Here is a 22,154-nt window from a genome sequence, read left to right on the forward strand (position 1 = left end):
GGCCGGGTGGGCACGGGGCGGGCGGGTGCCGGCCGCTGGGTAGACTCGCGGCCATGTCCACCATCAATTCCGATGAGGTCGCGCGCCTTGCCGCGCTCGCCCGAATCGACCTCGCTCCCGACGAGATCACCCGCCTCGCCGGTGAGCTCGACGTCATCGTCCAGGCCGTCAAGACCGTGAGTGAGGTGGCCGGCGACGACGTCCCAGCCACCAGTCACCCGATCCCGCTCACCAACGTGCTGCGCGAGGACACCGTCGGGCAGACCCTGCCCGTGGCGGACGTGCTCGCCCAGGCACCGGCCGCGCAGGACGGCATGTTCCTGGTGCCGCAGATCCTTGGGGAGGAGCAGTGAGCGACCTCACCCGCGCCACCGCGGCCGAGCTCGCAGGCAGGCTCGCCGCCGGCGAGGTCTCCAGCGTCGAGGTCACCCAGGCGCACCTGGACCGGATCGGCGCCGTCGACGGCGCCGTGCACGCCTTCCTGCACACGAACACCGACGAGGCGCTCGCCGCCGCGGCAGCGGTGGACACCGCCCGCGCCGCCGGCGAGGACCTGCACGCACTGGCCGGGGTGCCGATCGCCGTCAAGGATGTCGTCGTCACCAAGGGCCAGGTCACCACGGCCGGCTCGAAGATCCTCGAGCACTGGGTCCCGCCCTACGACGCAACCCTGGTCGAGCGGCTGCGCGCCGCCGGGATGCCGATCCTCGGCAAGACGAACATGGACGAGTTCGCGATGGGCTCCTCCACCGAGCACTCCGCGTACGGGCCCACCCGCAACCCGTGGGACCTGGACCGCATCCCCGGCGGATCGGGCGGCGGCTCCGCTGCCGCGGTCGCCTCGTTCGAGGCCCCGCTCGCGATCGGCACCGACACCGGCGGCTCGATCCGCCAGCCCGCCGCCGTCACCGGCACCGTTGGCGTCAAGCCCACCTACGGCAGCGTCTCCCGGTACGGGCTGATCGCCCTCGCCTCCAGCCTCGACCAGGCCGGCCCGTGCACCCGCACCGTGCTCGACTCGGCGCTCCTGCACGACGTCATCGGCGGCCACGACCCACGTGACTCGACCTCGCTGAGCGAGCGGGCGCCGTCGTACACCGAGGCCGCGAAGGCGGGCGCCACCGGCGACCTGACCGGCCTCAAGGTCGGTGTCGTCACCGAGCTCGGCGGCGAGGGCTACCAGAGCGGGGTCCGCGCCAGCTTCGAGGCGAGCCTGGAGCTCCTCACGAACGCGGGCGCGGAGATCGTCGAGGTCTCCTGCCCGAGCTTCACCGCCGCGCTGGCCGCGTACTACCTGATCCTGCCGTCGGAGGCGTCCTCGAACCTGGCCAAGTTCGACGGCATGCGGTTCGGGTTGCGGGTCGAGCCCACCGAGGGACCGATCACCGCCGAGCGCGTGATGGCCGCGACCCGCGGCGCCGGCTTCGGGGACGAGGTCAAGCGCCGCATCATCCTCGGTACCTATGCCCTCTCCGCGGGCTACTACGACGCCTACTACGGCAGCGCCCAGAAGGTCCGCACGCTGATCCAGCGGGACTTCGCGGCCGCGTTCGCCCAGGTGGACGTGCTCGTCTCACCGACGGCGCCGACCACGGCGTTCAAGTTCGGGGACAAGGTCGACGACCCGATGGCGATGTACCTCAACGACGTCGCCACCATCCCGGCGAACCTGGCCGGTGTGCCGGGCCTGTCCCTGCCGAGCGGGCTGTCCGACGACGGCCTGCCGGTCGGGTTCCAGATCCTCGCCCCGGCTCGAGCCGACGAGCGGCTCTACCGCGTCGGTGCCGCCCTGGAATCCCTGCTGCTCGCCCAGTGGGGCGCCCCGCTGCTGTCCCGCGCCCCGGAACTCGAGGTCAACGCATGAGTGTCACCGACGAGCTCGTCGACTACGACGAGGCGATCGCCCGCTACGACGCCGTCCTCGGGATCGAGGTGCACGTCGAGCTAGGCACTGCCACGAAGATGTTCGACGACGCGCCCGCCTCGTTCGGCGAGATCCCGAACACGTCGGTCACTCCGGTATCGCTCGGCCTGCCCGGCGCGCTGCCGGTCGTGAACGGCCGGGCCGTGGAGTACGCGATCAAGATCGGCCTGGCGCTGAACTGCCAGATCGCCGAGACCTGCCGGTTCGCCCGGAAGAACTACTTCTACCCGGACGTGCCGAAGAACTTCCAGACCTCCCAGTACGACGAGCCGATCGCGTTCGACGGCTACCTCGACATCGAACTCGACGACGGCGAGGTGTTCCGCGTCGAGATCGAACGGGCGCACATGGAGGAGGACGCCGGCAAGAACACGCACGTGGGCGGGTCCACCGGCCGCATCCATGGCGCCGAGTACTCGCTCGTGGACTACAACCGGGCCGGCATCCCGCTCGTCGAGATCGTCACCCGCCCGATCACCGGCGTCGGCACCCGCGGGCCGGAGATCGCCCGGGTGTACGTGCAGACGCTGCGGGACATCTTCCGGTCCCTAGGGGTCTCCGAGGCGCGGATGGAGCGCGGCAACGTGCGCGCGGACGTGAACCTGTCCCTGCGCGAGTCCGCCGATGCCCCGCTCGGCACGCGGACCGAGACCAAGAACGTGAACTCGTTCCGCTCGATCGAGCGGTCGGTCCGCTACGAGGTGTCGCGGCAGGCCGCGGTGCTCGACGGCGGAGGTTCCGTTCTCCAGGAGACGCGTCACTTCCACGAGGACACCGGTTCGACGTCCTCGGGTCGGGTCAAGTCCGACGCCGACGACTACCGCTACTTCCCCGAGCCCGACCTGGTGCCGCTCGCGCCGCCGCGGGAGTGGATCGAGGAGATCCGGGCGACCCTGCCCGAGGCCCCGGTGGCGCGCCGGCGCCGCTTGCGCCAGGAGTGGGGCTACGCCGACGCCGAGATGCGCGACGTGGTCAACGCCGGCGCGGTGGACATCATCGAGACCACCATCGCCGCCGGCGCCTCCCCGGCCGCCGCACGCAAGTGGTGGATGGGTGAGCTGGCCCGCACGGCCAAGACCCAGGGCGTCGCGCTAGAGGACCTCCCGGTCACCCCGGAGCAGATCGGGCAGCTGCAGGCGCTCGTGGACTCCGGGCGGATCAACGACAAGCTCGCCCGGCAGGTCCTCGAGGGCGTGCTGGCCGGCGAGGGGTCCCCGGAGGACGTCGTCACCGCCCGTGGCCTCGGGGTGGTCTCCGACGACGGCCCGCTGCTCGCGGTCATCGACGAGACCCTCGCCGCCCAGCCGGACATCGCGGACAAGATCCGGTCCGGCAACCTCGGCCCGATCGGCGCCGTGATCGGCGCGGTCATGAAGGCCACCCGCGGCCAGGCCGACGCCGGCCGCGTGCGTGAGCTGATCATGGAGCGCCTCGGCTGAACACCTGACGCGCGAGCGCTCGCGATCCTGCTCGAATCCGAAAGGTGAGGGCGGGATGGTGCGCGCTCGCACGCGGGTCTCAGTGCTAGCGTCGGTCGGGAGGCCGGACAGCGCAGAGGGGCGCCGATCGGGCTCGCCGATCACGATGACGGGGGAGTGCCATGCCGGAGGTCGACTGGGCCGTTCCGACCCTTCCGGGTGAGATGGTCACGTTGCGTCCGATCGAGGCCACGGACGCCGACGACCTGTGGCTCGGTGTCAGCGACCCGGAGGCCAGACGCCAGACCGGCGAGACCGACGAGCGCACCCGCGAGGAGATTGCCGAGTGGGCCGCCACGGCTGCGGAGCTCGATGGCCGCTTCGACTGGGCGATGTGCACCGAGGGTCGCCGCATGGTCGGGGAGATCGCCCTGGAGCGGGTCGACCTGACGTCGCGACGGGCCGACCTGCGTTTGCTCACGAACCCCGGCCACCGGGGCCGTGGATACGGGCGCGAGGCCATCATGCTGGTCCTCGGCTTCGCGTTCGAGGCCCCGGAAGCGGGCGGGCTCGCCCTGCACCGGGTCGGCCTCGAGGTGCTGAGCCTCAACCCCCGCGCGGCCGCGCTGTACCAGTCCCTAGGCTTCGTGGTGGAGGGCCGCATCCGTGAGGCCTACCTCGATTCGGAGCGCTACTACGACTCGATCCGCATGGGCATGCTCGAGGACGAGTACACCGGTGCTCGGGCGAGCTGGCGCTGACTGCCCGACGGCGGAGGGCACCAACGGCAGGGCGCGTCCCGTCGCTCCCCGGTGGGGTCAGCCCGCCACCAGGGCCCGGGCCAGCTCGCTGTGTTCGGCGATCAGGGCAGGCACGTCGAGCCCGACGATCTCGGAGTCGGTGACCCGCCAGGTCCCGCCGATCATGACCCGGTCGGCCCGGTCGGCGCCGCACAACAGCAGTGCGGCAAGCGGGTCGTGGCTGCCGGAGAACCGCAGGTCGTCGAGGCGGAACATGGCCAGGTCGGCCTGCTTGCCCGGCGCGAGCTCGCCCACGTCGGATCGGCCGAGGGCCCGGGCGGAGCCCTTCGTGGCCCAGCCGAGGGCCCGTTCGGTGGTGACCTTCTCCGCGCCGTAGCGCAGCCGCTGCAGGTACATCGCCTGGCGCACCTCAAGGATCATGTTGGACGCGTCGTTGGAGGCGGAGCCGTCCACGCCGAGACCGACGGGGACGCCGGCGTCCTCGAGCTCGACGGCGCGGCAGATCCCGGAGGCCAGGCGCATGTTCGAGGTCGGACAGTGTGCCACCGCGGTGCCGGCCGCGCCGAGCCGGGCGATCTCGTCGTCGTCGAAGTGGATGCCATGCCCGAGCCAGGTCCGGCTCGTGAGCCAGCCGACCGAGTCCAGGTACTCCACGGTCCGCATCCCGAACCGCTCCCGGCAGAAGTCCTCCTCGTCGATCGTCTCGGCGAGGTGGGTGTGCAGGCGGACGTCGTTGGCGGCGGCCAGCTCGGCACTGTCGGACATGATCCGCGTGGTCACGGAGAACGGCGAGCACGGGGCAAGCGCGATCTGGATCAACGCACCGTCGCCACGCTCGTGGTAGGTGTCGATCAGCCGCTGCGAGTCGGCGAGGATCACGTCCGGGTCCTGAACCGTGGACTGCGGCGGCAGCCCGCCGTCCTTGGTTCCGAGGGTCATCGAGCCGCGGGTCAGGGTGGCCCGCATGCCCAGCGCCCGGGCGGCCGCGACCTGGATATCGATCGAGTCCTCCATGCCGTCCGGGAACAGGTAGTGGTGGTCGGCAGCCGTGGTGCAGCCCGAGCGCAGCAGTTCGGCCATCGCCACGGTCGTGGCGAGCTCCAGCGCGCGCGGGGTGAGTCGCGCCCAGACCGGGTACAGGTTCACCAGCCACGGGAACAGCGGCACGTTCACCACCGGTGCCCACGCGCGGGTGAGCGTCTGATAGAAGTGGTGGTGGGTGTTGATCAGCCCCGGGATGACCACATGCGCGGACGCATCGTAGGTCTCGTCGGGCGGTGTGGTCGGCCTCGTGCCGGAGCCGACGAGTTCGACGATGGTGCCGGCAGCGGTGTCGACGACCACGCCCCCGGCAGCGGAGCCGTCGGAGTCGGCGCCGGTACCGGTGAAGATGGCCTGCGGGTGTGACAGCCAGAGGGTGCTCACGGGGATCGCCTTTCGGTTCGGACGAACGGCGCGGTCACGGGCGGCGACCATGCCGCCAGCTCAGTGAGGTCCTGTCTGCTGATCCAGGAACCGGCGCCGGGCCGGAGCCCGAACGGGCTCACGGTCGGTCGAGGCCGGTGCCCGGGACGCTACCACCGGCTCCAGGGCCACGGTCAAGGGCCTGGACCGGCGGCGAGGGTGCGGTTCTGCGGCAGAACCGGCCGATGAGCCGCAAGATGACTCCCTCGTCGGAGTGCCGCCCGACCCAGCGTGCTGATGTGCGGCGCAACGGCGCGATCGGCCGCACGATGACACTCTCGACGTGGGGGCGCGGGTCAGGTGGCCACGTCCACGACCACCTTGCCGAGGGCGTGCCCGGTGCCGACGTACGTCAGCGCCTCGGCGACGTCAGCCAACGGATAGGTGCGGTCGATCCTGATCGTGACCCCACCGTCGACGCACCGCTGCGCCAGTGGCTCGAAGAATTCCGGCCCCGACTGCACGGCCATGATCCCGAGCCTCCGACCGGTGATCAGACCCGCGAGCGCACCGATCGTCGCCACCCCGAGCATGGTCGGCACCCCGCCGCCGACCAGCCCGTAGCGGCCGCCCCGGGCCAGCGCTCGTCGGTACGCGAACGGCGACCGGTGCGCGACCAGGTCGACGATGAGGTCGTAGGGCCCGGTTCGGGTGAAGTCCTGGCTGCGGTAGTCGATCACCTCGTTCGCCCCGAGTGAGCGCATGAAGTCGAGCTTGCCGGCGTTGTCCACCCCGGTCACGTGGGCTCCCGCGGCGACTGCGAGCGGGATCGCGAACATTCCCGAGCCACCGCCGGCGCCGTTGATCAGGACCCGGTCCCCGGGATGGATGCCGGACGTCGTGTGGAGGGCGATCGCACCCGCCTGAGGCAAGGTGGAGGCCTCGGCGAAGGTCAGCTCGGCGGGTTTGGGGCTCAGGACCCGTTCGGGCGCAACGGCGTACTCGGCGAATCCACCCTTGATGACGAGGTTGTCCCCGTACACCTCGTCGCCGGCGCGGAACCCGGTGACGCCCGGCCCGACCGCCTCGACCCACCCGGCGATGTCCGAGCCGAGCACCGGGGTTCGCACCGGCCGGCGCAGACCACCGAGCCGGGCGTAGGCGGGCCGGCCGCGCAGACACTCCCAGTCGGAGAGATTGATCGACGTCGCGGCCACGCGCACAAGCACCTGTCCCGCCCGCGGAGTGGGCTGTGGCGTCTGCTCGACGCGGAGTACCTCCGGTGGCCCATACCGGTCGTAGCGGACTGCCCTCATCGACCCTCCTGCGCCGCCGTCAGTCATCCGGCCATCCTCCGCGTCCGAGGCCGGGAAGGGCAAGCGAATGCGCGTGGGACGCGCCGTCACGCACCAGGAACCCGCTGCTATCATCCAAAGGAATCGCAATTCCGCACAGCGGAAGTGTCGTGACCGATTGCCACACCTTTCCGGCCTTGGCATGCTCGAACCGGCTGCTAGGCCACGCCCGAAGAAGGAGTCCTCCCATGAGTGATGTGTCCGGCCTCGAGATCGTCGGCGATCTCCCCGAGCGGGCCGAGGAGGTCCTCACCACCGCGGCCCTCGAACTGATCGCGAGCCTGCATCGCCAGCTCGGCGCCCGCCGCCTCGAACTCCTCGAGGCGCGCAGCCGGCGCGTGGCCGCCCTCGCCGAGGGCGGCAGTCTCGACTTCCTGCCCGAGACCGCGAACATCCGCGCCGACGACTCCTGGCGGGTTGCGCCGGCCGCACCCGGCCTGGCCGACCGCCGGGTCGAGATCACCGGTCCCACCGACCGCAAGATGACCATCAATGCCCTCAACTCCGGGGCGAAGGTGTGGCTCGCGGACCAGGAGGACGCGAACACCCCGCACTGGTCCTCGGTGATCGGCGGTCAGGTCAACCTGCTCGACGCGATCAACCGGACCATCGACTTCACGGCCGAGACCGGCAAGTCCTACGCGCTCAAGCCCGACGACCAGCTCGCCACCATCGTGGTGCGCCCGCGCGGCTGGCACCTCCCGGAGAAGCACATCACTGTCGACGGCGAGGCTGTCTCCGGCAGCCTCGTGGACTTCGCGCTGTACCTGGCGACGGCGGGGCTGCGACAGATCGAGAAGGGCCTCGGCCCGTACTTCTACCTTCCGAAGATGGAGTCCCACCTCGAGGCGCGACTATGGAACGACGCGTTCCTCATCGGGCAGGACGCCCTCGGCATCGGCCGCGGGACGATCCGCGCGACCGTGCTGATCGAGACCTACCCGGCGGCGTTCGAGATGGACGAGATCCTCTATGAACTGCGCGAGCACTCCGCGGGGCTGAACGCCGGCCGGTGGGACTACATGTTCTCGGTGATCAAGTCTTTCCGGACCCGCGGCACCGAGTTCCTGCTCCCGGACCGCAACTCCGTCACCATGACCGTCCCGTTCATGAGGGCCTACTGCGACCTGCTCGTGCAGACCTGCCACAAACGCGGCGCACACGCGATCGGGGGGATGGCCGCGTTCATCCCCTCGCGGGATCCCGAGGTCAACGAGGCCGCCTTCGAGAAGGTCCGCGCGGACAAGACCCGCGAGGCGACCCTCGGCTTCGACGGATCCTGGGTGGCGCACCCGGGCATGGTCGAACTCTGCAAGGAGGTCTTCACCGACGTCCTCGGGGACCGGCCGAACCAGATCGAGGTCACTCGCGACGACGTGTCCGTCACCGCCGCGGACCTGCTGAACGTGGCCGCCACACCGGGCGACGTCACCGAGGTGGGTCTGCGCTCGAACATCTCGGTCGGCATCCAGTACCTGCACGCCTGGCTGGGCGGGCTCGGTGCGGTGGCCATCAACAACCTGATGGAGGACGCGGCGACGGCCGAGATCTCGCGCTCGCAGGTGTGGCAGTGGCTGCACAACGACATCGTCCTCGCCGACTCCGGCGAGCAGGTCACGCGGGAGCTGATCGACCGGCTCGTGACCGAGGAGGTCGACAAGCTCGACGGCGATGCAGCCGACTACGCCGAGGCTCGCCAGACCTTCCTCGACGTCGCCGTCGCGGACGACTACGCCGACTTCCTCACCCTGCCCGCCTACGAACGCATGCCCTGAGAGGACTGAGCCGATCCGATGAGCCGACTTGCCGTGGGGGACACCGCCCCCGACTTCAGCCTGCCGACCGCCAACGGGGAGAAGGCCACCCTTGCCGACCTCAGGGCCGGTGCCAGCAACGGTGTGATCGTGTACTTCTACCCGAAGGCAAGCACCCCCGGGTGCACCACCGAGGCCTGCGACTTCCGCGATGCCCTGGCCTCGCTGCAGGGCGCCGGCTACGCCGTCGTGGGCCTCTCGGCCGATCCGGTCGCCGACCTGCAGAAGTTCGCAACCGAGCAGCACCTGACCTTCCCGCTCGCCTCGGACCTCGATCACTCGGTCGCCGAGGCCTACGGCACGTGGGGTCCGGTCACCTTCGGCGACCGGACGTTCGACTCGGTGCACAGGTCCACGTTCGTGGTGGCGCCCGACGGCACCCTGACCTCGGTCGCCTACGACGTGGCCGCCCAGGGGCACGTGCGCGCCCTGCGCGAGGAGCTGGGTGTGGCCTAGGCAGGTGGGGACGATGGCGGGCAGGCACCTCAGGGGTGTCTGCCCGTCGCCATGTCGACACGATGCGTCCCTTGACACCCATCGGCCCATCCGAGTAACTTGCGATTAGCAGAAGTTAGATTCCGACATGCGGAAGTCATACGGAAGGCGAAGGCACCGAGCGATGAGGCTGGCCGAGTTCAACACCGCACCGAGGGAGGACGTCCTTGCGGTGCTGCGCAGCTGCGCGAACGTGGACCGGTGGGCCCGCGCTGTCGCCGACGCACTGCCGTTCGCCACGGTGGCCGAGGCCCTGGCCGCTGCCCGCACCGCGGCCGAGCCCTGGACCGATGCCGAGATCGACGCCGCCCTGGCCCGCCACCCGCGGATCGGTGAGCGTGCCGACGGTGGCGCCGCCGACGCAGCGATGTCGCGTCGTGAGCAGTCCGGCATCGACACCGATGCCGAGGTGCAGGAGCGGCTGCGGGCAGGCAACGCCGCCTACGAGGAGCGGTTCGGGCACGTGTTCCTGATCCGGGCGGCCGGCCGCAGCGCCGTGCAGATCCTCGCCGCCCTCGACGAGCGGCTCACCCATACGCCCGATCAGGAGCGCCGGATCGCCGCGGCGCAGCTGCGCGAGATCGCCGTGCTCCGCCTCGAGTCCATCCTGGAAGGAACGAACTGATGTCCAACGTCACCACCCACGTCCTGGACGCATCCGCCGGTCGCCCCGCGGCCGGGATCGCCGTCGTACTCGAGGGCGCCGTCGCCGGAGGATCCGGCTGGGCCGAGGTGGCCACCGGGACCACCGACGACGACGGGCGCATCGCCGACCTCGGGCCCGAAGCGCTGCCCGGGGGCACCTACCGGCTCACCTTCGCCACCGGTGCCTACTTCGACGCCAGGGGTGTCGACACGTTCTACCCGGAGGTCACCGTGGCCTTCCGGGTGGCAGTGGCAGACCAGCCGAACCAGCACTACCACGTACCGGTGCTGCTCAGTCCGTTCGCCTACTCCACCTACCGAGGGAGCTGACATGCCCGACAACACCACCAGCGACATCGCCGTCCTGGGCGAGAACCAGTACGGCAAGGCCGAGGTTCGCCTCGTCCGCATCGAGCGGGAGACGCCACGCCACGAGATCACCGACTTCAACGTCTCATCACAACTGCGCGGCGACCTGGACGCGATCCACACCGACGGTGACAACGCGCACTGCGTCGCCACCGACAGCCAGAAGAACACCGTGTACTCCCTGGCCCGGGACGGCGTCGGCACCCCGGAGGAGTTCGCGCTCCGGCTGGGGGAGCACTTCACGTCCAGCTACGACTGGATCTCCGGCGGTCGCTGGGAGATCGAGAAGTACTCCTGGGTCCGGATCCCCACCGGTACCGGCGAGCACGACCACTCGTTCGTCAGGAGCGGCACCGAGGTGCGCACCGCCGTCGTCCAGCGCGACGGCGACGACGTGTTCGTCGTGGCCGGCCTGCAGGATCTCACCGTGCTGAAGTCGACCGCGTCGGAGTTCGTGGGCTTCACCCGCGACAAGTACACGACGCTCGCCGAGGCCACGGACCGGATCCTGGCCACCGACGTCAAGGCACGGTGGCGCTACACCCGCACCGACCTGGATTTCGACGCGGTGTTCGACGACGTTCGCCGGCTCATGCTGGAGCAGTTCGCCACCCAGCACTCCTACGCGTTGCAGCAGACCCTCTACCAGATGGGCATCGCGGTGCTCGAGGCGCACCCGGAGATCGCCGAGATCAAGTTCTCGATGCCGAACAAGCACCACTTCCTGGTGGACCTGAGCCCGTTCGGTCAGGACAACCCGAACGTCGTCTTCTTCGCGGCGGACCGCCCGTACGGGCTGATCGAGGCGACCGTGCACCGCAGGGACGCCACGCCGGAGCCGCGCGCCTGGGCCTCCGTCACCGGCTTCTGCTGATCGGGACGGCGACGGTGCGTGGGTCAGGACCGGAGTCGGTGCAGGTCGCCGACGACGTCGACGTCCTCCGCTGCGCCGAGCCCGGTGCAGTCCACCGGGCGCAGCACCTCGGGGTGCGCGCGCAGGTAGCGCCGGGCGCCCTCGTCGCCGGTGGCCCGAGCGGCCGCCTCGGCGGCGACGTCGGCGTCGAAGACCATCGGGTGCCCCGGCCGCGCGTTCGGCCCGAACCGGGCCGCGGTGACCGTGCCCGCCCGGTGCTCGGCCAGCAGGTGGGCCACCAGCTCGCCGCTGACGCCGGGCTGGTCGACGAGGGCGATCAGGACCGGGACCGGGCCGGCCGCCTGAGCGGCCGCCACCCCGGTCCGGAACGAGGATGCCAGGCCGCTCGCCCAGTCGGCGTTCACCACCACGCGGGCGTCACCGAGGTCGGTGCACAGGCGCACCCGGGCCGCCTCGGCGCCGAGGACCACGACCACCCGGTCACAGCCCCCGTCGCGAAGGGCCCCGACCACGTGCTCCACCAGGGGCGCGTCCCGGAAGTCCAACAGGGCCTTCGGGCCCAGGCCGAGCCGGCTCCCGGCCCCGGCAGCCAGCACCACACCACACGCGTCCACCCGGCGAGCGTAGCCCGCCGGACCTGACGAACCGCCGGCGGCGCCGGACCCGCGCGACCCGCGGGCCGCCGTCGTCAGGCCTTGACCGGACCGACCTGACTCAAAGGAGAGTGACCGCCATGGCGGAGGCACCAGACACAAGGACCAAGCCCGCGAGGCCGGAGGACGAGCGCCTGTCGATCGGCGCCTCGTTCGCCTACGGTCTCCAGCACGTGCTCACGATGTACGGCGGCATCATCGCCGTGCCGCTGATCATGGGCGGTGCCGCCGGGCTCGCGCCGGGCGAGATCGGCCTACTGATCGCCTCCTGCCTGTTCATCGGCGGGCTGGCGACGATCCTGCAGTCCTTCGGGCTGCCGTTCTTCGGTTCCCAGCTCCCGTTGGTCCAAGGTGTCTCGTTCGCAGGCGTGGCCACCATGCTGGCGATCCTCGACGGCGGAGGTGGCCTCGGCGACGTGTTCGGCGCCGTGCTCGTGGCCTCGCTGATCGGGCTGCTGATCGCACCGTTCTTCGCGCAGATCATCAGGTTCTTCCCACCGGTGGTGACCGGCGTGGTGATCACCACGATCGGTCTCACCCTGATGCCGGTGGCGGCGAACTGGGCGATGGGCGGCAACGCCGAGGCCGAGGACTACGGCAGCATGGCCAACATCGGCCTGGCCGGCTTGACCCTGGCCATCGTGTTGATCCTGTCCAAGGTCAACAGCGCGACGCTGTCCCGCCTGTCCATCCTGCTCGCGATCGTGATCGGCACCATCGTGGCCGCGGTGCTCGGCATGGCGGACTTCTCCGGCGTCGGCGACGGTGCCGTGGTGGCGTTCCCGACGCCGTTCGCGTTCGGCTGGCCGACGTTCGACGTCGCCGCCATCGTCTCGATGTTCATCGTCATCATCGTGACGATGACCGAGACGACGGCGGACATCCTCGCCGTCGGTGAGGTCGTCAAGACCAAGGTGAACTCCCGCAGGATCGCCGACGGCCTGCGAGCGGACATGCTCTCCTCCGCCGTCGCGCCGGTGTTCAACTCCTTCCCGCAGACGGCGTTCGCGCAGAACGTGGGTCTGGTGGCGATCACCGGTGTGAAGAGCCGGTTCGTGGTCAGCGCCGGCGGCGTGATCCTGGTGGTGCTCGGCCTGTTCCCGCTGGTGGGTCGCGTGGTTGCGGCGATCCCCACGCCGGTGCTCGGTGGGGCCGGGGTGGTGCTGTTCGGGACCGTGGCCGCCGCGGGCATCCGCACCCTGGCCAAGGTCAAGTACGAGAACAACATGAACTTGATCATCGTCGCGGTGTCGCTGGCGTTCGGCCTGATCCCCGTGGTCCAACCGACGTTCTACGACGCGTTCCCGGACTGGTTCACCATCATCTTCCACTCCGGGATCAGCTCCGCCGCGCTCATGGCCGTCCTGCTGAACATCGTCTTCAACCACATCCGCGCCGGCAACACCGACAACTCCTCGGTGTTCGTGGCCGGTACCTCGGTGCGGCTGCTGAAGCAGGTGGACCTGCAGTCGCTGCGCGAGGGGGACTCGGTCGTGGACGGCAAGGTCGTCGACGCCGACGGCGAGGAGGTTCCGGTGGTCCCCGACGACCGGTACGAGGTCGTCAGGCGCAAGGTCGCCAGCGGCGAGATCACGAGCCGCGACGAGGTCAGAGCGGTCTGCGAGGAGTAGGCCGTGAGTCGGTCAGCCTGCGGGGGAGATGAGTTCCTTGGCCAGGTCGGCGGCGGTGCGGTGCAGCACCGGCACCGCCGTCTCGGCGAAGTCGTAGCCGACGCGTGCGGACGGCCCGGAGACGGACAGCGCCGTGGGCGTGGGCGCGCCCGGCACCCCGACGGCGAAGCAGCGCACCCCGATCTCCTGCTCGCCGTCGTCGATGGCGTAACCGCGCTCGCGGATCTTCGCGAGCTCCGTCAGGAGCGCCTGCGGGTCGGTGATCGTCTGCGGGGTCGCGGCAGGCATGCCCACCCGGGCCACGATCTCCAGCACGGTGGCGTCGGGCAGCTGGGCCAGCACGGCCTTGCCCACGCCGGTCGCATGGGTGAACACCCGGCGGCCCACCTCGGTGAACATCCGCATCGAGTGGCGGGATGCCGCCTGGGCCACGTACACCGCCATGTCGCGGTCGATCATGGCCAGGTTCGCGGTCTCGCCGAGCTCGGCCGCGAGGGCGGTGAGGTAGGGGCGGGCGCCGGCACCGAGCTGGCGTCCGGCACTCTCGCCCAGGCGGATCAGGCGGGGCCCGAGGGTGTAGCGCCGCGAAGGCAACTGACGCACGTACCCGCGGGACAGGAGCGTGCGCATGAGCCGGTGGATCGTCGGCAGTGGAAGCCCGGTGCTCGCCGCGAGCTCGGACAGCGCCGCCTCTCCGCCGGCGTCCGCCATCAGCTCCAGCAACTCGATCGCGCGGTCCACGGACTGCACCTGGCCGCTCGCGACCTTCTCCCGGGGCTCCGGCTGGGTCGTCTCCGTCGACGGTGTGCTCTTCATGTCCCTACCTTCTCGTATCGACATGCCGGACCTCTCCCATCGACATGCCGGACCTCTCCCATCGACATGCCGGACCTCTCCTATCGACATGCCCGGGCGGCTCCTATCGCCGGGCACGGCTGAAACCCGCTTCCTTCATATCTCAGTATCGCCTATGCTTCCACTAAGTGGAAGTGTGAATCCGAATCGTGAGAGATTGGACCGATGATGGCCGTCCCCAGCCCGAGCTACTCGATCACCCTGCGCGTGGAGGCCCCGACCGGCCCGCGTACCACCACTGACATCGTGGCCGCGGTCGGTGCCACCGGTGCCGCGGTGACGGGTGTCGACGTGGTCGAGTCCACCGACTCCGGCATGGTCGTCGACGTATCGTGCAATGCCGTCGACGGCGCACACGTCGAGACGATCTCGGCGACCCTCGAGGCGATCGACGGGGTCAGCGTGCGCCAGGTGAGCGACGCCACCTTCCTGATGCACCTCGGCGGCAAGCTCGAGGTGCGGCCCAAGGTGAATCTGCGCCACCGCGACGACCTGTCCCGCGCGTACACCCCCGGCGTTGCCCGGGTCTGCCTGGCGATCGCGAAGAAGCCAGAGGACGCCCGCCGCCTGACCATCAAACGGAACACGGTCGCCGTCGTCACCGACGGCACGGCCGTCCTCGGCCTGGGCGACATCGGGCCCGCCGCCGCCATGCCCGTCATGGAGGGCAAGGCCGCGCTGTTCAAGCAGTTCGGCGGCGTGGACGCCTGGCCGGTCTGCCTCGACACCAAGGACACCGAGGAGATCATCATGGTCGTCAAGGCGATTGCGCCCGGCTACGGCGGCATCAACCTCGAGGACATCTCCGCGCCGCGATGCTTCGAGATCGAGCGGCGGTTGCGCGAGGAACTGGACATCCCGGTCTTCCACGACGACCAGCACGGCACCGCGATCGTGGTGCTCGCCGCCCTCATCAACGCGCTCCGGGTGGTCGGCAAGGAGATCGCCGACGTGCGCATCGTGGTCTCCGGCGTGGGCGCTGCGGGCTCCGCGATCATCCACCTGCTCGCGGGCGAAGGGGCCACGAACCTCATCGGGTTCGACCGGACCGGTGCCGTGCACGCCGGACGTGAGTACGTCGACGAGCACCGTCGTTGGCTCGCTGAGAACACGAACCCCGAGGGCTTCGCCGGATCGCTGAAGGAGGGTATGGCCGGTGCGGACGTGTTCATCGGCGTCTCCGCCGCGGGCATCCTCGACGGCGCGGACATCGAGGCCATGAACGACGGTGCGATCGTGTTCGCACTCGCGAACCCCGATCCCGAGGTGGACCCGATCGAAGCCGCCCAGCACGCCGCTGTCGTGGCCACCGGGCGCAGCGACTACCCGAACCAGATCAACAACGTGCTCGCGTTCCCGGGCCTGTTCCGTGGCCTGCTCGACGCCCACGCCACCGCCATCAGCGACGCCACGCTGCGCGCCGCCGCCGTCGCGATCGCGGACACCGTGGCCGACTCCGAGCGCAACCCCAACTACATCGTGCCGAGCGTCTTCGACCCGACGGTGGCCGAGGCGGTCGCGAAGGCGGTCCAGGATGTCGCCCGCGTGGAGCGGGAGCGGGCCGGGCATACGGTCGAGCCCGATATCGACGCTGCCGCGCCCCAGTTCTCCGCCACGGTCGGGGGTTGAGCCGTGGCGGGCACGAACGGCATGAAAGGCATGAACGGCGCAGCGGGCACGGACGGCCCGGACGGCACCGACAGCCTGGACGGCACCGACAGCGGGGCGGTCGTGGGCCTGTCCTCGACGGCGGCGCGCGCGATCGAGGACCTGCTCGCCGAGCCGGACGCCAGCGCTGCCCGGCTCTACCTGGGGGATGGCGGCACCCGGCAGCCGGTGCACACGGTCTACGTGCCGGGGGACCGGTATACCCCGGACCTGCCGACGCACTGGGGCAGGCAGGCGCAGGAGGCGCTGGACGCCGTCGGCGGCATCGACGTCCTGCTCGACGCCCACGCCCTGGTCTGCGACCCCGGCGAGCGAGCCCTGATCGCCGGCCTCGTGCTGGCCAAGCTCGAGGCGGAGCCCATCGAGGACCTGCGGATCGACTTCGAGGACGGCTACCGCGGCGACGACGAGGATGCGGACGTGCGTGCCGCTGCCCGCGCCGTCGCGGAGGCCGGTGCCGCGGGTCGGCTCCCGCCGTTCGTCGGGATCCGGTTCAAGTGCTTCGAGGCGGGCACCCGGGCGCGAGGGCTCCGCACGCTCGCGCTGTTCGTCGGCGAACTCCTCGCCTCCGGTGAGCTCCCGGACGGCCTCGTGCTCACCCTGCCGAAGGTCACCACCGTGGCCCAGGTGCGGGCGATGGTGCTCGCCTGCGCAGACCTTGAGGCCCGGCTCGGTCTGGTCACCGGAGGGCTCAGGTTCGAGATCCAGGTCGAGACGCCGCAGGCGATCCTCGGCGCGGACGGCACAGCCCTCATCGCACCGATGCTGCACGCGGGCCAGGGCCGGGTCAGCGGCCTGCACTACGGCACCTACGACTACTCCGCCTCGCTCGGCATCGCCGCCGCGGACCAGAGCCTGGAGCATCCCGCCGCCGACCACGCGAAGGCCGTCATGCAGCTCGCCGCGGCGGGCACGGGCGTGCACCTGTCCGACGGTTCCACGAATGTGCTGCCGGTCGGCGAGCCCGACGGCGTGCGGGCGGCCTGGGCGCTGCACGGCCGGTTGGTCACCCGCTCGCTGCACCGCGGCTTCTACCAGGGCTGGGACCTGCACCCGGCGCAGCTGCCGAGCAGGTTCGCCGCCACCTACGCCTACTTCCGCGCGTCCGCACCGGACGCCGTCACCCGGCTCGGTGCCTACCTCGACCGGCTGGCCGGCGCTGTGCTGGACGAACCCGCCACCGCGAAGGCACTCGCCGGCTTCGTGCTCCGCGGTCTCGACTGCGGCGCCCTGTCCGCCGCTGATCTCGCCGGCCTCGAACGCGCGCAACTGGAGTCGTTGGCGCGGCCGGCGCGGACCTGATCACTCCGGGACGAGCTCGATCCAGCCACGCACATCGTCGGCCGTCTCGACGGCGGCAAGGGTGGGGTGGTCCTGGGCGACATGGGCGAGGATCAGCGTGATCACCGCGTCGTCGGTCGGGCCACGCGCGGTGAAGCCGCACTCACAACGCACCTGACGGATCATGAGCACCATTCTGGCCGCGGGTGATCACGCCCGCCTCCCCGTGCAGTTCGCCGGCGAAGGTGGAGGACCCCCTCGATTGTGCTGACCCGCCCGCGGGCCGACAATCGTTGACGGCAAGCCACGCAAGAGTCGAGGTGGGACATCGTGCACGACCGAGCCGGCGTCCGGGTGCAGCTGTGCGGGACGTTCGCCGTCGAGCTGGACGGCCGCAGCATCGCCGCGGACCTCCCAGGGAGGCAGGTCCGCATGCTGTTCGCCTATCTCGTCCTGAACCGGCCGCAGCCGATCGCACGGGACCTGCTCATCGACGCACTGTGGGGCGACGCACCTCCGGCGGCCTCGGCCAGCGCCCTGACCGTGCTGATCTCCAAACTGCGGACCGCCCTCGGCGCCGAGCTGATCCGCGGACGCGCGGAGCTCGCCGTCGTGCTGCCCGAACCCGCCCAGGTCGACGTCGACCTGGCCCTCGCTGCCCTGCACAGGGCCGAGTCGGCGGTCGCGTCCCGGCAGTGGGACCGAGCCTGGTACGCGAGCCTCGCCGCCCTCTTCGTCGCCCGCCGGACACTCCTACCCGGGGCGGACGCCGAGTGGCTCGACGGATGGCGGCGGCGGCTCGCCGATGCGCGGCTGCGCGCGCTCGAGTGCTACGCGACGACCTGCCTCGCGCTCGAGCACGCCGAACTGCCGGCGGCCGAGCGCTCGGCCCGTGAGCTCGTCGAACTGGCGCCACTGCGCGAGACCGGCCACCTGCTGCTGATGCGCGCCCTCGCCGCCGGCGGAAACGAGGCCGAGGCATTGGCCTGCTACGGGCGGCTCCGGACGGTCCTGAGCGACGAACTCGGCACCGAGCCCGGATCGACGGTCCAGGACTACTACCACGAGCTGTTGCGCTAGGACGTGCCTACCGCAGTCTTGAGGCGCGCCGGCACCAGGTACGACATAGTCGCCATCACCTGTTGAACAGCCTGATCCGTCACGGCCCGGCATCCTTTCGTGACGTCTGCGCCAGCCTTTCGACGAGCTCGTCCGGGATCGGATTGCGTGGCGAGAACGTGATGCCGGTCTTGGTTGCCTTGAGGCCGGCGGCCGCGATGGCCTCGGCGCATTCGGAGATGGCGCCCGGAAGGACATAGAGCCCGCACTGCTTGCTGAAGGCCGCATAGCTCGCGACGACGGAGCCGCCGATCCTGAAGCCCGGCATGTTGTAGGCCACGATCTCGTCCGCTTCCGGCAGGGCGCGGGACAGAAGCGTGCGCAACCGTTTCAGCGAGGGCTGGAAGCGCTCGGGCGCCGCAGCGATGTAGGCGTCGTGGTCGGCTGTCGTCGTCATGGAGGTGCCTCCCGCAGATGGAGCCAGAGCCTGGTCATCGGCGCCGGGCACTGCGCCTGTGCCCGGCCACCAAGGTCCCGCCAACGCTACGCCAACGTCCGGCCAGGGTCGCCGCGTCACTCTGAGCGCCACGGCCCGAGCACCCCGCTCGGCCGGGGCAGGAGAGGGACCAATGACGAACACCACCATCGACGAGACCGAGCTGAACGAACTTCTCGGTCGCTTCGTCAACGACCTGGGGGCCACGGGCGCCGCCGGCAACATCGTGATCGGTGACCGGCTCGGTCTGTATCGCGCGCTGGCCGAGGCCGGCCCGCTCACCGCCGTCGAGCTCGCCGAGTACACCGGCACGGTGGAGCGGTACGTGCGCGAGTGGCTGCGCGGGCAGGCAGCCGGAAAGCTGGTGAGCTACCGGCCGGAAACCGACCAGTACTGGATGACACCGGCGCAGGCGCTCGCCTTCGCCGACCCGAACGGGCTCGTGCTGCCCGGCGCGTTCCAGATGGCTCTCGCGTGCTTCGACGACCGGGACGCGATCATCGACCGGTTCCACAGCGGGCGCGGCTTCGCCTGGGGCGAGCACGGCGACGACGTCGCGGTGGGCTGCGAGCGCTTCTTCCGGCCGGGCTACGTCGCGAACCTGGTCAGCAGCTGGCTGCCCGCCGTCGACGGGCTCATCGAACGGCTGGACCGTGGCATCACGGTCGCCGACGTCGGCTGCGGGCTCGGGTCGTCGACCCGGATCCTCGCCGAGACCTACCCGGCCTCCACCGTGATCGGGTACGACAACGACTCGGGCTCCATCGAGCTGGCCAGGAAGCTGACGGCGGAGGCCGGGCTCGGCGACACGGTCGAGTTCGCCGTCGCTGCCGCGGCCGATTTCACGGCAAGCGGGCTCGGGCTCGTGGCGACCTTCGACTGCCTGCACGACATGGGCGACCCGGTCGGGGCCGCCCGGCACATCCGCAGCACGCTCGCCGACGACGGCGTGTGGCTGATCGTCGAGCCGTACGCGGGCGACGTCGTCGCGGACAACCTGACGCCGGTCGGCCGGCTCTACTATTCGCTCTCGATCTTCCTGTGCGTGCCGCATGCCATCTCCGAGGGCGCGTCGGATGCGCTCGGCAACCAGGCCGGCGAGCAGCCGATCGCCCGGGTCATCGAGGAGGCCGGCTTCGGCCGGTTCCGGCGGGTCACCGAGACCCCGTTCAACATCGTGTACGAGGCGCGCCCGTGACCACCGACCCTGCCACCGAGTTCCCGGCGCCCACCGGCGTCACCTCCGGAGCGACGATCCTGCTCGTCCACGGTGCATGGCACGGACCATGGTGCTGGGAGGACCTGGCCGAGCGGCTCGGCGACCTCGGCAACGACGTCCGCACCGTCGAGCTGCGTGGTCACGACGGACGGACCGGGCGGATCTGGCACCGCATCCACGACTACGTCGAGGACGTCCGTGATGCGGCGGCCGGGTGCCGGCCGCCGCTGGTCGTCGTCGGGCACTCGTTGGGTGGCCTGGTGGCGCAGAAGGTCGTGGAGAGCGAGCGGGCGGCGGGTCTGGTGCTGCTGGCGCCGACCCCGGTTCGCGGCACTTTGCCCGCCGTCGGCCGCCTGGCACTGCGGCACCCGGGTGCTCTGCTGCGCGCCACCCTGACCCTGCGGATGTGGCCGTTCGTCCGGACGCACACCCTGGTACGCGATCTCTTCTTCACTGCTCGGACCGACCAGTGGGTCGTCCATGACACGTGGGTTCGGCTCAGGGACGAGTCCTACCTGGCCTTCCTGCAGACGATCGTGCTACGGCCCCGTCCGGGCCGGGTCCGGGCACCGGTGCTCGTGCTGGCGGCCGAGGAGGACCGGTTCTTCACCCTGGCGGAGATGGAACGGACGGCGCACGCGTACGGCACCCGAGCCGTGGTCGTCGAAGGTTCGGGTCATGACCTGATGCTCGATGACGGATGGCAGGACGTCGCAGACGGCATCGACGCCTGGATTCGTACCGCGGTCACGGCGACAGCCGGACACCGAGGTGGGAGCGCCTCGTGACGCCACGGCGACGGCGTCCGGACCTGCTGTTCGATGCCATTCCGTCCCGGCCCGGCGGATGGGATCATGGATGGGTGGGCACCGTCGACGTCGATGGGATCCGGATCGCCTTCACGAGGGCGGGCCGCGGTCGGCCGATCGTCCTCCTGGGTGGGTTCGTCGGTGACGGGGCAGGGACCTGGCACCACCAGATCGACGCCCTGTCGGGCTCGTACACGGTCGTTTCCTGGGACCCACCGGGGTCCGGCGGATCCTCCGACGTGCCCGAGTCCTTCCGGCTGCCGGACTACGCGACCTGCCTGGCCGGCCTGATCTCAGCGCTGGGGCTCGAGCGGCCCGTCCTCCTCGGGCTGTCATTCGGCGGTGCCCTGGCGCTCGAGTACTGGCGGCACCCTGACGCCCAGGTGCGAGGACTCGTCCTCGCCGGTGCCTACGCGGGCTGGGCGGGATCGCTGCCGGCGGACACCGTCGCAAGCCGGTTGCGGACCTGCCTTGCGGCGTCCCTGTTGCCAGCCTCGGAGTTCGCATCGAAGTTGGTTCCGAGCATGTTCTCGCCAGGCGCCCCCGCGGACGTGGTCGCCGAAGTCCGCGACAACATTGCCGCCACCTTCCGGCCCGGCGGGTTCCGCGCGATGGCGCGGTCCTCGGCTGAGGCCGACCTGCGTGACATCCTCCCCCTGATCGACGTGCCCACCGTCGTGTTGCACGGCGAGGCCGACGTCCGGGCACCGAGGTTCGTCGCCGACGCCCTCTGCGCCGCGATCCCCGGATCTCGCCTGGTGGTCCTGCCCGGCGTCGGACACGTCAGCTGCATCGAGGACTCGGAGCGGTTCACTACGGAACTGGACACGTTCCTGCGTGGACTCGAGCGGCGCCGGTCCGGGTCCTGACTTGGCTCCGCACGCCCACCCGTGACAGCGTGTGTAGCCATGACCGAACTGTTCGTCAACGGTGAGGGCATGCGCGGCGGCGGCGTGCATCACAACATCGCCGGGCACCCCTTCCTCGGGTTGGTGCGCACGGCGCCCGCGTACCGGTTCTTCTCGGTCCGGGAAGAGTTCCCGGGCATCGCCCCGGGTGGAACCGCGGCAGTCGTCGGCGAACTCTACGACGTGCCACTGGCGGTGCTGGCTGAGAAGTTCCTGCCCGACGAGCCGCCCGAGTTGGAGCTGGGCGTGATCCGCCTGGACGACGGCCGGGCCGTGCTGTCCATGGTGCTGCGACCCGATGAGGTCGCGTCCGGCCGACATGCCGACATCTCCGCCGCCGGCGACTGGCGGGCGCACCGCCGCGCCTGAGCGTCACCAAAGGCTGACGCAGAACCTCCCGACGTCGGGCAGACGTGCGCGCCCGAGGCAGTAACCCAGAACCTACTGCTTCAGTCCGGAGGTTCATCGTCGCTGCGAGCAAGCGCTTCCGTGGAAGCGCGCGAACCGGCTCCGACC

23 protein-coding genes are annotated in these 22,154 nt (G+C 70.7%); 17 read left to right on the top strand and 6 right to left on the bottom strand.

Annotation, left to right across the window (positions count from 1 at the left end; genetic code table 11):
* The first annotated feature begins 53 nt into the window (after positions 1-53).
* The 4 genes from gatC to HALOF300_RS17335 all read left to right on the top strand — a co-directional run bounded on the left by gatC (position 54) and on the right by HALOF300_RS17335 (position 4,103).
* The gene (gatC, locus tag HALOF300_RS17320) at positions 54-353 is read left to right on the top strand and encodes an Asp-tRNA(Asn)/Glu-tRNA(Gln) amidotransferase subunit GatC (RefSeq protein WP_156742170.1); all 300 of its coding nucleotides are present in this window, start codon (positions 54-56) and stop codon (positions 351-353) included.
* Positions 350-1,864, top strand: coding sequence for an Asp-tRNA(Asn)/Glu-tRNA(Gln) amidotransferase subunit GatA (gene gatA / locus HALOF300_RS17325; protein WP_156742171.1), 1,515 nt, complete (start codon positions 350-352; stop codon positions 1,862-1,864). The genes gatC and gatA overlap by 4 nt, the downstream gene beginning before the upstream one ends.
* Positions 1,861-3,363 (top strand): Asp-tRNA(Asn)/Glu-tRNA(Gln) amidotransferase subunit GatB, encoded by a 1,503-nt coding sequence (gatB, locus tag HALOF300_RS17330; RefSeq protein WP_156742172.1) that lies wholly within the window; start codon positions 1,861-1,863, stop codon positions 3,361-3,363. Before gatA ends, gatB begins: the two co-directional genes overlap by 4 nt.
* Positions 3,364-3,524: 161 nt before the next feature.
* Positions 3,525-4,103, top strand: a complete 579-nt coding sequence (locus HALOF300_RS17335) for a GNAT family N-acetyltransferase (protein WP_156742173.1) — start codon at positions 3,525-3,527, stop codon at positions 4,101-4,103.
* A 57-nt stretch (positions 4,104-4,160) separates the two neighbouring features.
* Here HALOF300_RS17335 and HALOF300_RS17340 read toward each other — a convergent pair whose 3' ends face one another.
* A complete protein-coding gene (locus tag HALOF300_RS17340; RefSeq protein ID WP_156742174.1) occupies positions 4,161-5,528 on the bottom strand; it encodes an 8-oxoguanine deaminase in 1,368 nt (455 codons plus the stop codon).
* Positions 5,529-5,863: 335 nt separating this feature from the next.
* A complete protein-coding gene (locus HALOF300_RS17345) occupies positions 5,864-6,823 on the bottom strand; it encodes an NAD(P)-dependent alcohol dehydrogenase (protein ID WP_156742175.1) in 960 nt (319 codons plus the stop codon).
* A 227-nt stretch (positions 6,824-7,050) separates the two neighbouring features.
* Between HALOF300_RS17345 and aceB the strand changes: the two genes are divergently transcribed.
* The 5 genes from aceB to pucL all read left to right on the top strand — a co-directional run bounded on the left by aceB (position 7,051) and on the right by pucL (position 11,059).
* Complete coding sequence (gene aceB, locus HALOF300_RS17350) at positions 7,051-8,637, top strand: malate synthase A (RefSeq protein WP_156742176.1); 1,587 nt, start codon at positions 7,051-7,053, stop codon at positions 8,635-8,637.
* Between the two features lie 18 nt (positions 8,638-8,655).
* On the top strand, positions 8,656-9,132 hold the full coding sequence (bcp, locus tag HALOF300_RS17355; RefSeq protein ID WP_156742177.1) for a thioredoxin-dependent thiol peroxidase: 477 nt from the start codon (positions 8,656-8,658) through the stop codon (positions 9,130-9,132).
* A 163-nt stretch (positions 9,133-9,295) separates the two neighbouring features.
* Positions 9,296-9,796, top strand: coding sequence for a 2-oxo-4-hydroxy-4-carboxy-5-ureidoimidazoline decarboxylase (gene uraD, locus HALOF300_RS17360; RefSeq protein WP_156742178.1), 501 nt, complete (start codon positions 9,296-9,298; stop codon positions 9,794-9,796).
* On the top strand, positions 9,796-10,146 hold the full coding sequence (gene uraH, locus HALOF300_RS17365) for a hydroxyisourate hydrolase (protein WP_156742179.1): 351 nt from the start codon (positions 9,796-9,798) through the stop codon (positions 10,144-10,146). The genes uraD and uraH overlap by 1 nt, the downstream gene beginning before the upstream one ends.
* Before the next feature lies 1 nt (position 10,147).
* Positions 10,148-11,059 (top strand): factor-independent urate hydroxylase, encoded by a 912-nt coding sequence (pucL, locus tag HALOF300_RS17370; RefSeq protein WP_156742180.1) that lies wholly within the window; start codon positions 10,148-10,150, stop codon positions 11,057-11,059.
* Between the two features lie 23 nt (positions 11,060-11,082).
* On the opposite strand, the gene HALOF300_RS17375 is transcribed toward pucL, so the two are convergent.
* Complete coding sequence (locus HALOF300_RS17375) at positions 11,083-11,673, bottom strand: nucleotidyltransferase family protein (protein ID WP_231955547.1); 591 nt, start codon at positions 11,671-11,673, stop codon at positions 11,083-11,085.
* A gap of 119 nt (positions 11,674-11,792) precedes the next feature.
* Here HALOF300_RS17375 and HALOF300_RS17380 point away from each other — a divergent pair, with 119 nt between their 5' ends.
* Positions 11,793-13,343 (top strand): nucleobase:cation symporter-2 family protein, encoded by a 1,551-nt coding sequence (locus HALOF300_RS17380; RefSeq protein ID WP_156742181.1) that lies wholly within the window; start codon positions 11,793-11,795, stop codon positions 13,341-13,343.
* A gap of 12 nt (positions 13,344-13,355) precedes the next feature.
* On the opposite strand, the gene HALOF300_RS17385 is transcribed toward HALOF300_RS17380, so the two are convergent.
* Positions 13,356-14,159 (bottom strand): IclR family transcriptional regulator, encoded by an 804-nt coding sequence (locus HALOF300_RS17385; protein ID WP_156742182.1) that lies wholly within the window; start codon positions 14,157-14,159, stop codon positions 13,356-13,358.
* Positions 14,160-14,366: 207 nt separating this feature from the next.
* On the opposite strand from HALOF300_RS17385, the gene HALOF300_RS17390 reads away from it, so the two are divergent.
* Positions 14,367-15,827 (top strand): NAD(P)-dependent malic enzyme, encoded by a 1,461-nt coding sequence (locus tag HALOF300_RS17390; protein ID WP_156742196.1) that lies wholly within the window; start codon positions 14,367-14,369, stop codon positions 15,825-15,827.
* A gap of 3 nt (positions 15,828-15,830) precedes the next feature.
* A complete protein-coding gene (locus HALOF300_RS17395; protein ID WP_231955548.1) occupies positions 15,831-17,168 on the top strand; it encodes a DUF6986 family protein in 1,338 nt (445 codons plus the stop codon).
* On the opposite strand, the gene HALOF300_RS17400 is transcribed toward HALOF300_RS17395, so the two are convergent.
* Complete coding sequence (locus HALOF300_RS17400; RefSeq protein WP_156742184.1) at positions 17,169-17,333, bottom strand: DUF1059 domain-containing protein; 165 nt, start codon at positions 17,331-17,333, stop codon at positions 17,169-17,171.
* Positions 17,334-17,477: 144 nt separating this feature from the next.
* On the opposite strand from HALOF300_RS17400, the gene HALOF300_RS17405 reads away from it, so the two are divergent.
* The gene (locus HALOF300_RS17405; RefSeq protein WP_156742185.1) at positions 17,478-18,227 is read left to right on the top strand and encodes an AfsR/SARP family transcriptional regulator; all 750 of its coding nucleotides are present in this window, start codon (positions 17,478-17,480) and stop codon (positions 18,225-18,227) included.
* Between the two features lie 79 nt (positions 18,228-18,306).
* Here the strand turns inward: HALOF300_RS17405 and HALOF300_RS17410 are convergent, their stop codons facing one another.
* Complete coding sequence (locus HALOF300_RS17410) at positions 18,307-18,663, bottom strand: iron chaperone (RefSeq protein WP_156742186.1); 357 nt, start codon at positions 18,661-18,663, stop codon at positions 18,307-18,309.
* 172 nt (positions 18,664-18,835) lie between these two features.
* Here HALOF300_RS17410 and HALOF300_RS17415 point away from each other — a divergent pair, with 172 nt between their 5' ends.
* The 4 genes from HALOF300_RS17415 (at position 18,836) to HALOF300_RS17430 (ending at position 22,007) form a co-directional block, all read left to right on the top strand.
* On the top strand, positions 18,836-19,900 hold the full coding sequence (locus tag HALOF300_RS17415) for a class I SAM-dependent methyltransferase (protein ID WP_197522645.1): 1,065 nt from the start codon (positions 18,836-18,838) through the stop codon (positions 19,898-19,900).
* Positions 19,897-20,709 (top strand): alpha/beta hydrolase, encoded by an 813-nt coding sequence (locus HALOF300_RS17420; protein ID WP_156742187.1) that lies wholly within the window; start codon positions 19,897-19,899, stop codon positions 20,707-20,709. The genes HALOF300_RS17415 and HALOF300_RS17420 overlap by 4 nt, the downstream gene beginning before the upstream one ends.
* A gap of 74 nt (positions 20,710-20,783) precedes the next feature.
* Positions 20,784-21,599 (top strand): alpha/beta fold hydrolase, encoded by an 816-nt coding sequence (locus tag HALOF300_RS17425; protein WP_197522646.1) that lies wholly within the window; start codon positions 20,784-20,786, stop codon positions 21,597-21,599.
* A 39-nt stretch (positions 21,600-21,638) separates the two neighbouring features.
* Positions 21,639-22,007 carry an allophanate hydrolase-related protein gene (locus HALOF300_RS17430; protein WP_156742189.1) on the top strand — a complete coding sequence of 123 codons (369 nt, stop codon included), beginning with the start codon at positions 21,639-21,641 and terminating at the stop codon, positions 22,005-22,007.
* The last annotated feature ends 147 nt before the right edge of the window (positions 22,008-22,154 follow it).

The sequence above is a fragment of the Occultella aeris genome, assembly GCF_902703175.1.
In the GTDB taxonomy this organism is placed as follows: domain Bacteria; phylum Actinomycetota; class Actinomycetes; order Actinomycetales; family Beutenbergiaceae; genus Occultella; species Occultella aeris.

What these genes read in the sequence shown, in the direction of transcription:
- HALOF300_RS17345 (WP_156742175.1), bottom strand. Translation starts at nt 6,823, where the DNA reads ATGAGGGCAGTCCGCTACGACCGGTATGGGCCACCGGAGGTACTCCGC.
- HALOF300_RS17380 (WP_156742181.1), top strand. Translation starts at nt 11,793, where the DNA reads ATGGCGGAGGCACCAGACACAAGGACCAAGCCCGCGAGGCCGGAGGAC.
- HALOF300_RS17390 (WP_156742196.1), top strand. Translation starts at nt 14,367, where the DNA reads ATGGCCGTCCCCAGCCCGAGCTACTCGATCACCCTGCGCGTGGAGGCC.
- gatC (WP_156742170.1), top strand. Translation starts at nt 54, where the DNA reads ATGTCCACCATCAATTCCGATGAGGTCGCGCGCCTTGCCGCGCTCGCC.
- aceB (WP_156742176.1), top strand. Translation starts at nt 7,051, where the DNA reads ATGAGTGATGTGTCCGGCCTCGAGATCGTCGGCGATCTCCCCGAGCGG.
- gatB (WP_156742172.1), top strand. Translation starts at nt 1,861, where the DNA reads ATGAGTGTCACCGACGAGCTCGTCGACTACGACGAGGCGATCGCCCGC.
- HALOF300_RS17335 (WP_156742173.1), top strand. Translation starts at nt 3,525, where the DNA reads ATGCCGGAGGTCGACTGGGCCGTTCCGACCCTTCCGGGTGAGATGGTC.
- HALOF300_RS17410 (WP_156742186.1), bottom strand. Translation starts at nt 18,663, where the DNA reads ATGACGACGACAGCCGACCACGACGCCTACATCGCTGCGGCGCCCGAG.
- HALOF300_RS17400 (WP_156742184.1), bottom strand. Translation starts at nt 17,333, where the DNA reads ATGATCCGTCAGGTGCGTTGTGAGTGCGGCTTCACCGCGCGTGGCCCG.
- HALOF300_RS17430 (WP_156742189.1), top strand. Translation starts at nt 21,639, where the DNA reads ATGACCGAACTGTTCGTCAACGGTGAGGGCATGCGCGGCGGCGGCGTG.
- pucL (WP_156742180.1), top strand. Translation starts at nt 10,148, where the DNA reads ATGCCCGACAACACCACCAGCGACATCGCCGTCCTGGGCGAGAACCAG.
- bcp (WP_156742177.1), top strand. Translation starts at nt 8,656, where the DNA reads ATGAGCCGACTTGCCGTGGGGGACACCGCCCCCGACTTCAGCCTGCCG.
- uraH (WP_156742179.1), top strand. Translation starts at nt 9,796, where the DNA reads ATGTCCAACGTCACCACCCACGTCCTGGACGCATCCGCCGGTCGCCCC.
- uraD (WP_156742178.1), top strand. Translation starts at nt 9,296, where the DNA reads ATGAGGCTGGCCGAGTTCAACACCGCACCGAGGGAGGACGTCCTTGCG.
- HALOF300_RS17385 (WP_156742182.1), bottom strand. Translation starts at nt 14,159, where the DNA reads ATGAAGAGCACACCGTCGACGGAGACGACCCAGCCGGAGCCCCGGGAG.
- HALOF300_RS17415 (WP_197522645.1), top strand. Translation starts at nt 18,836, where the DNA reads ATGACGAACACCACCATCGACGAGACCGAGCTGAACGAACTTCTCGGT.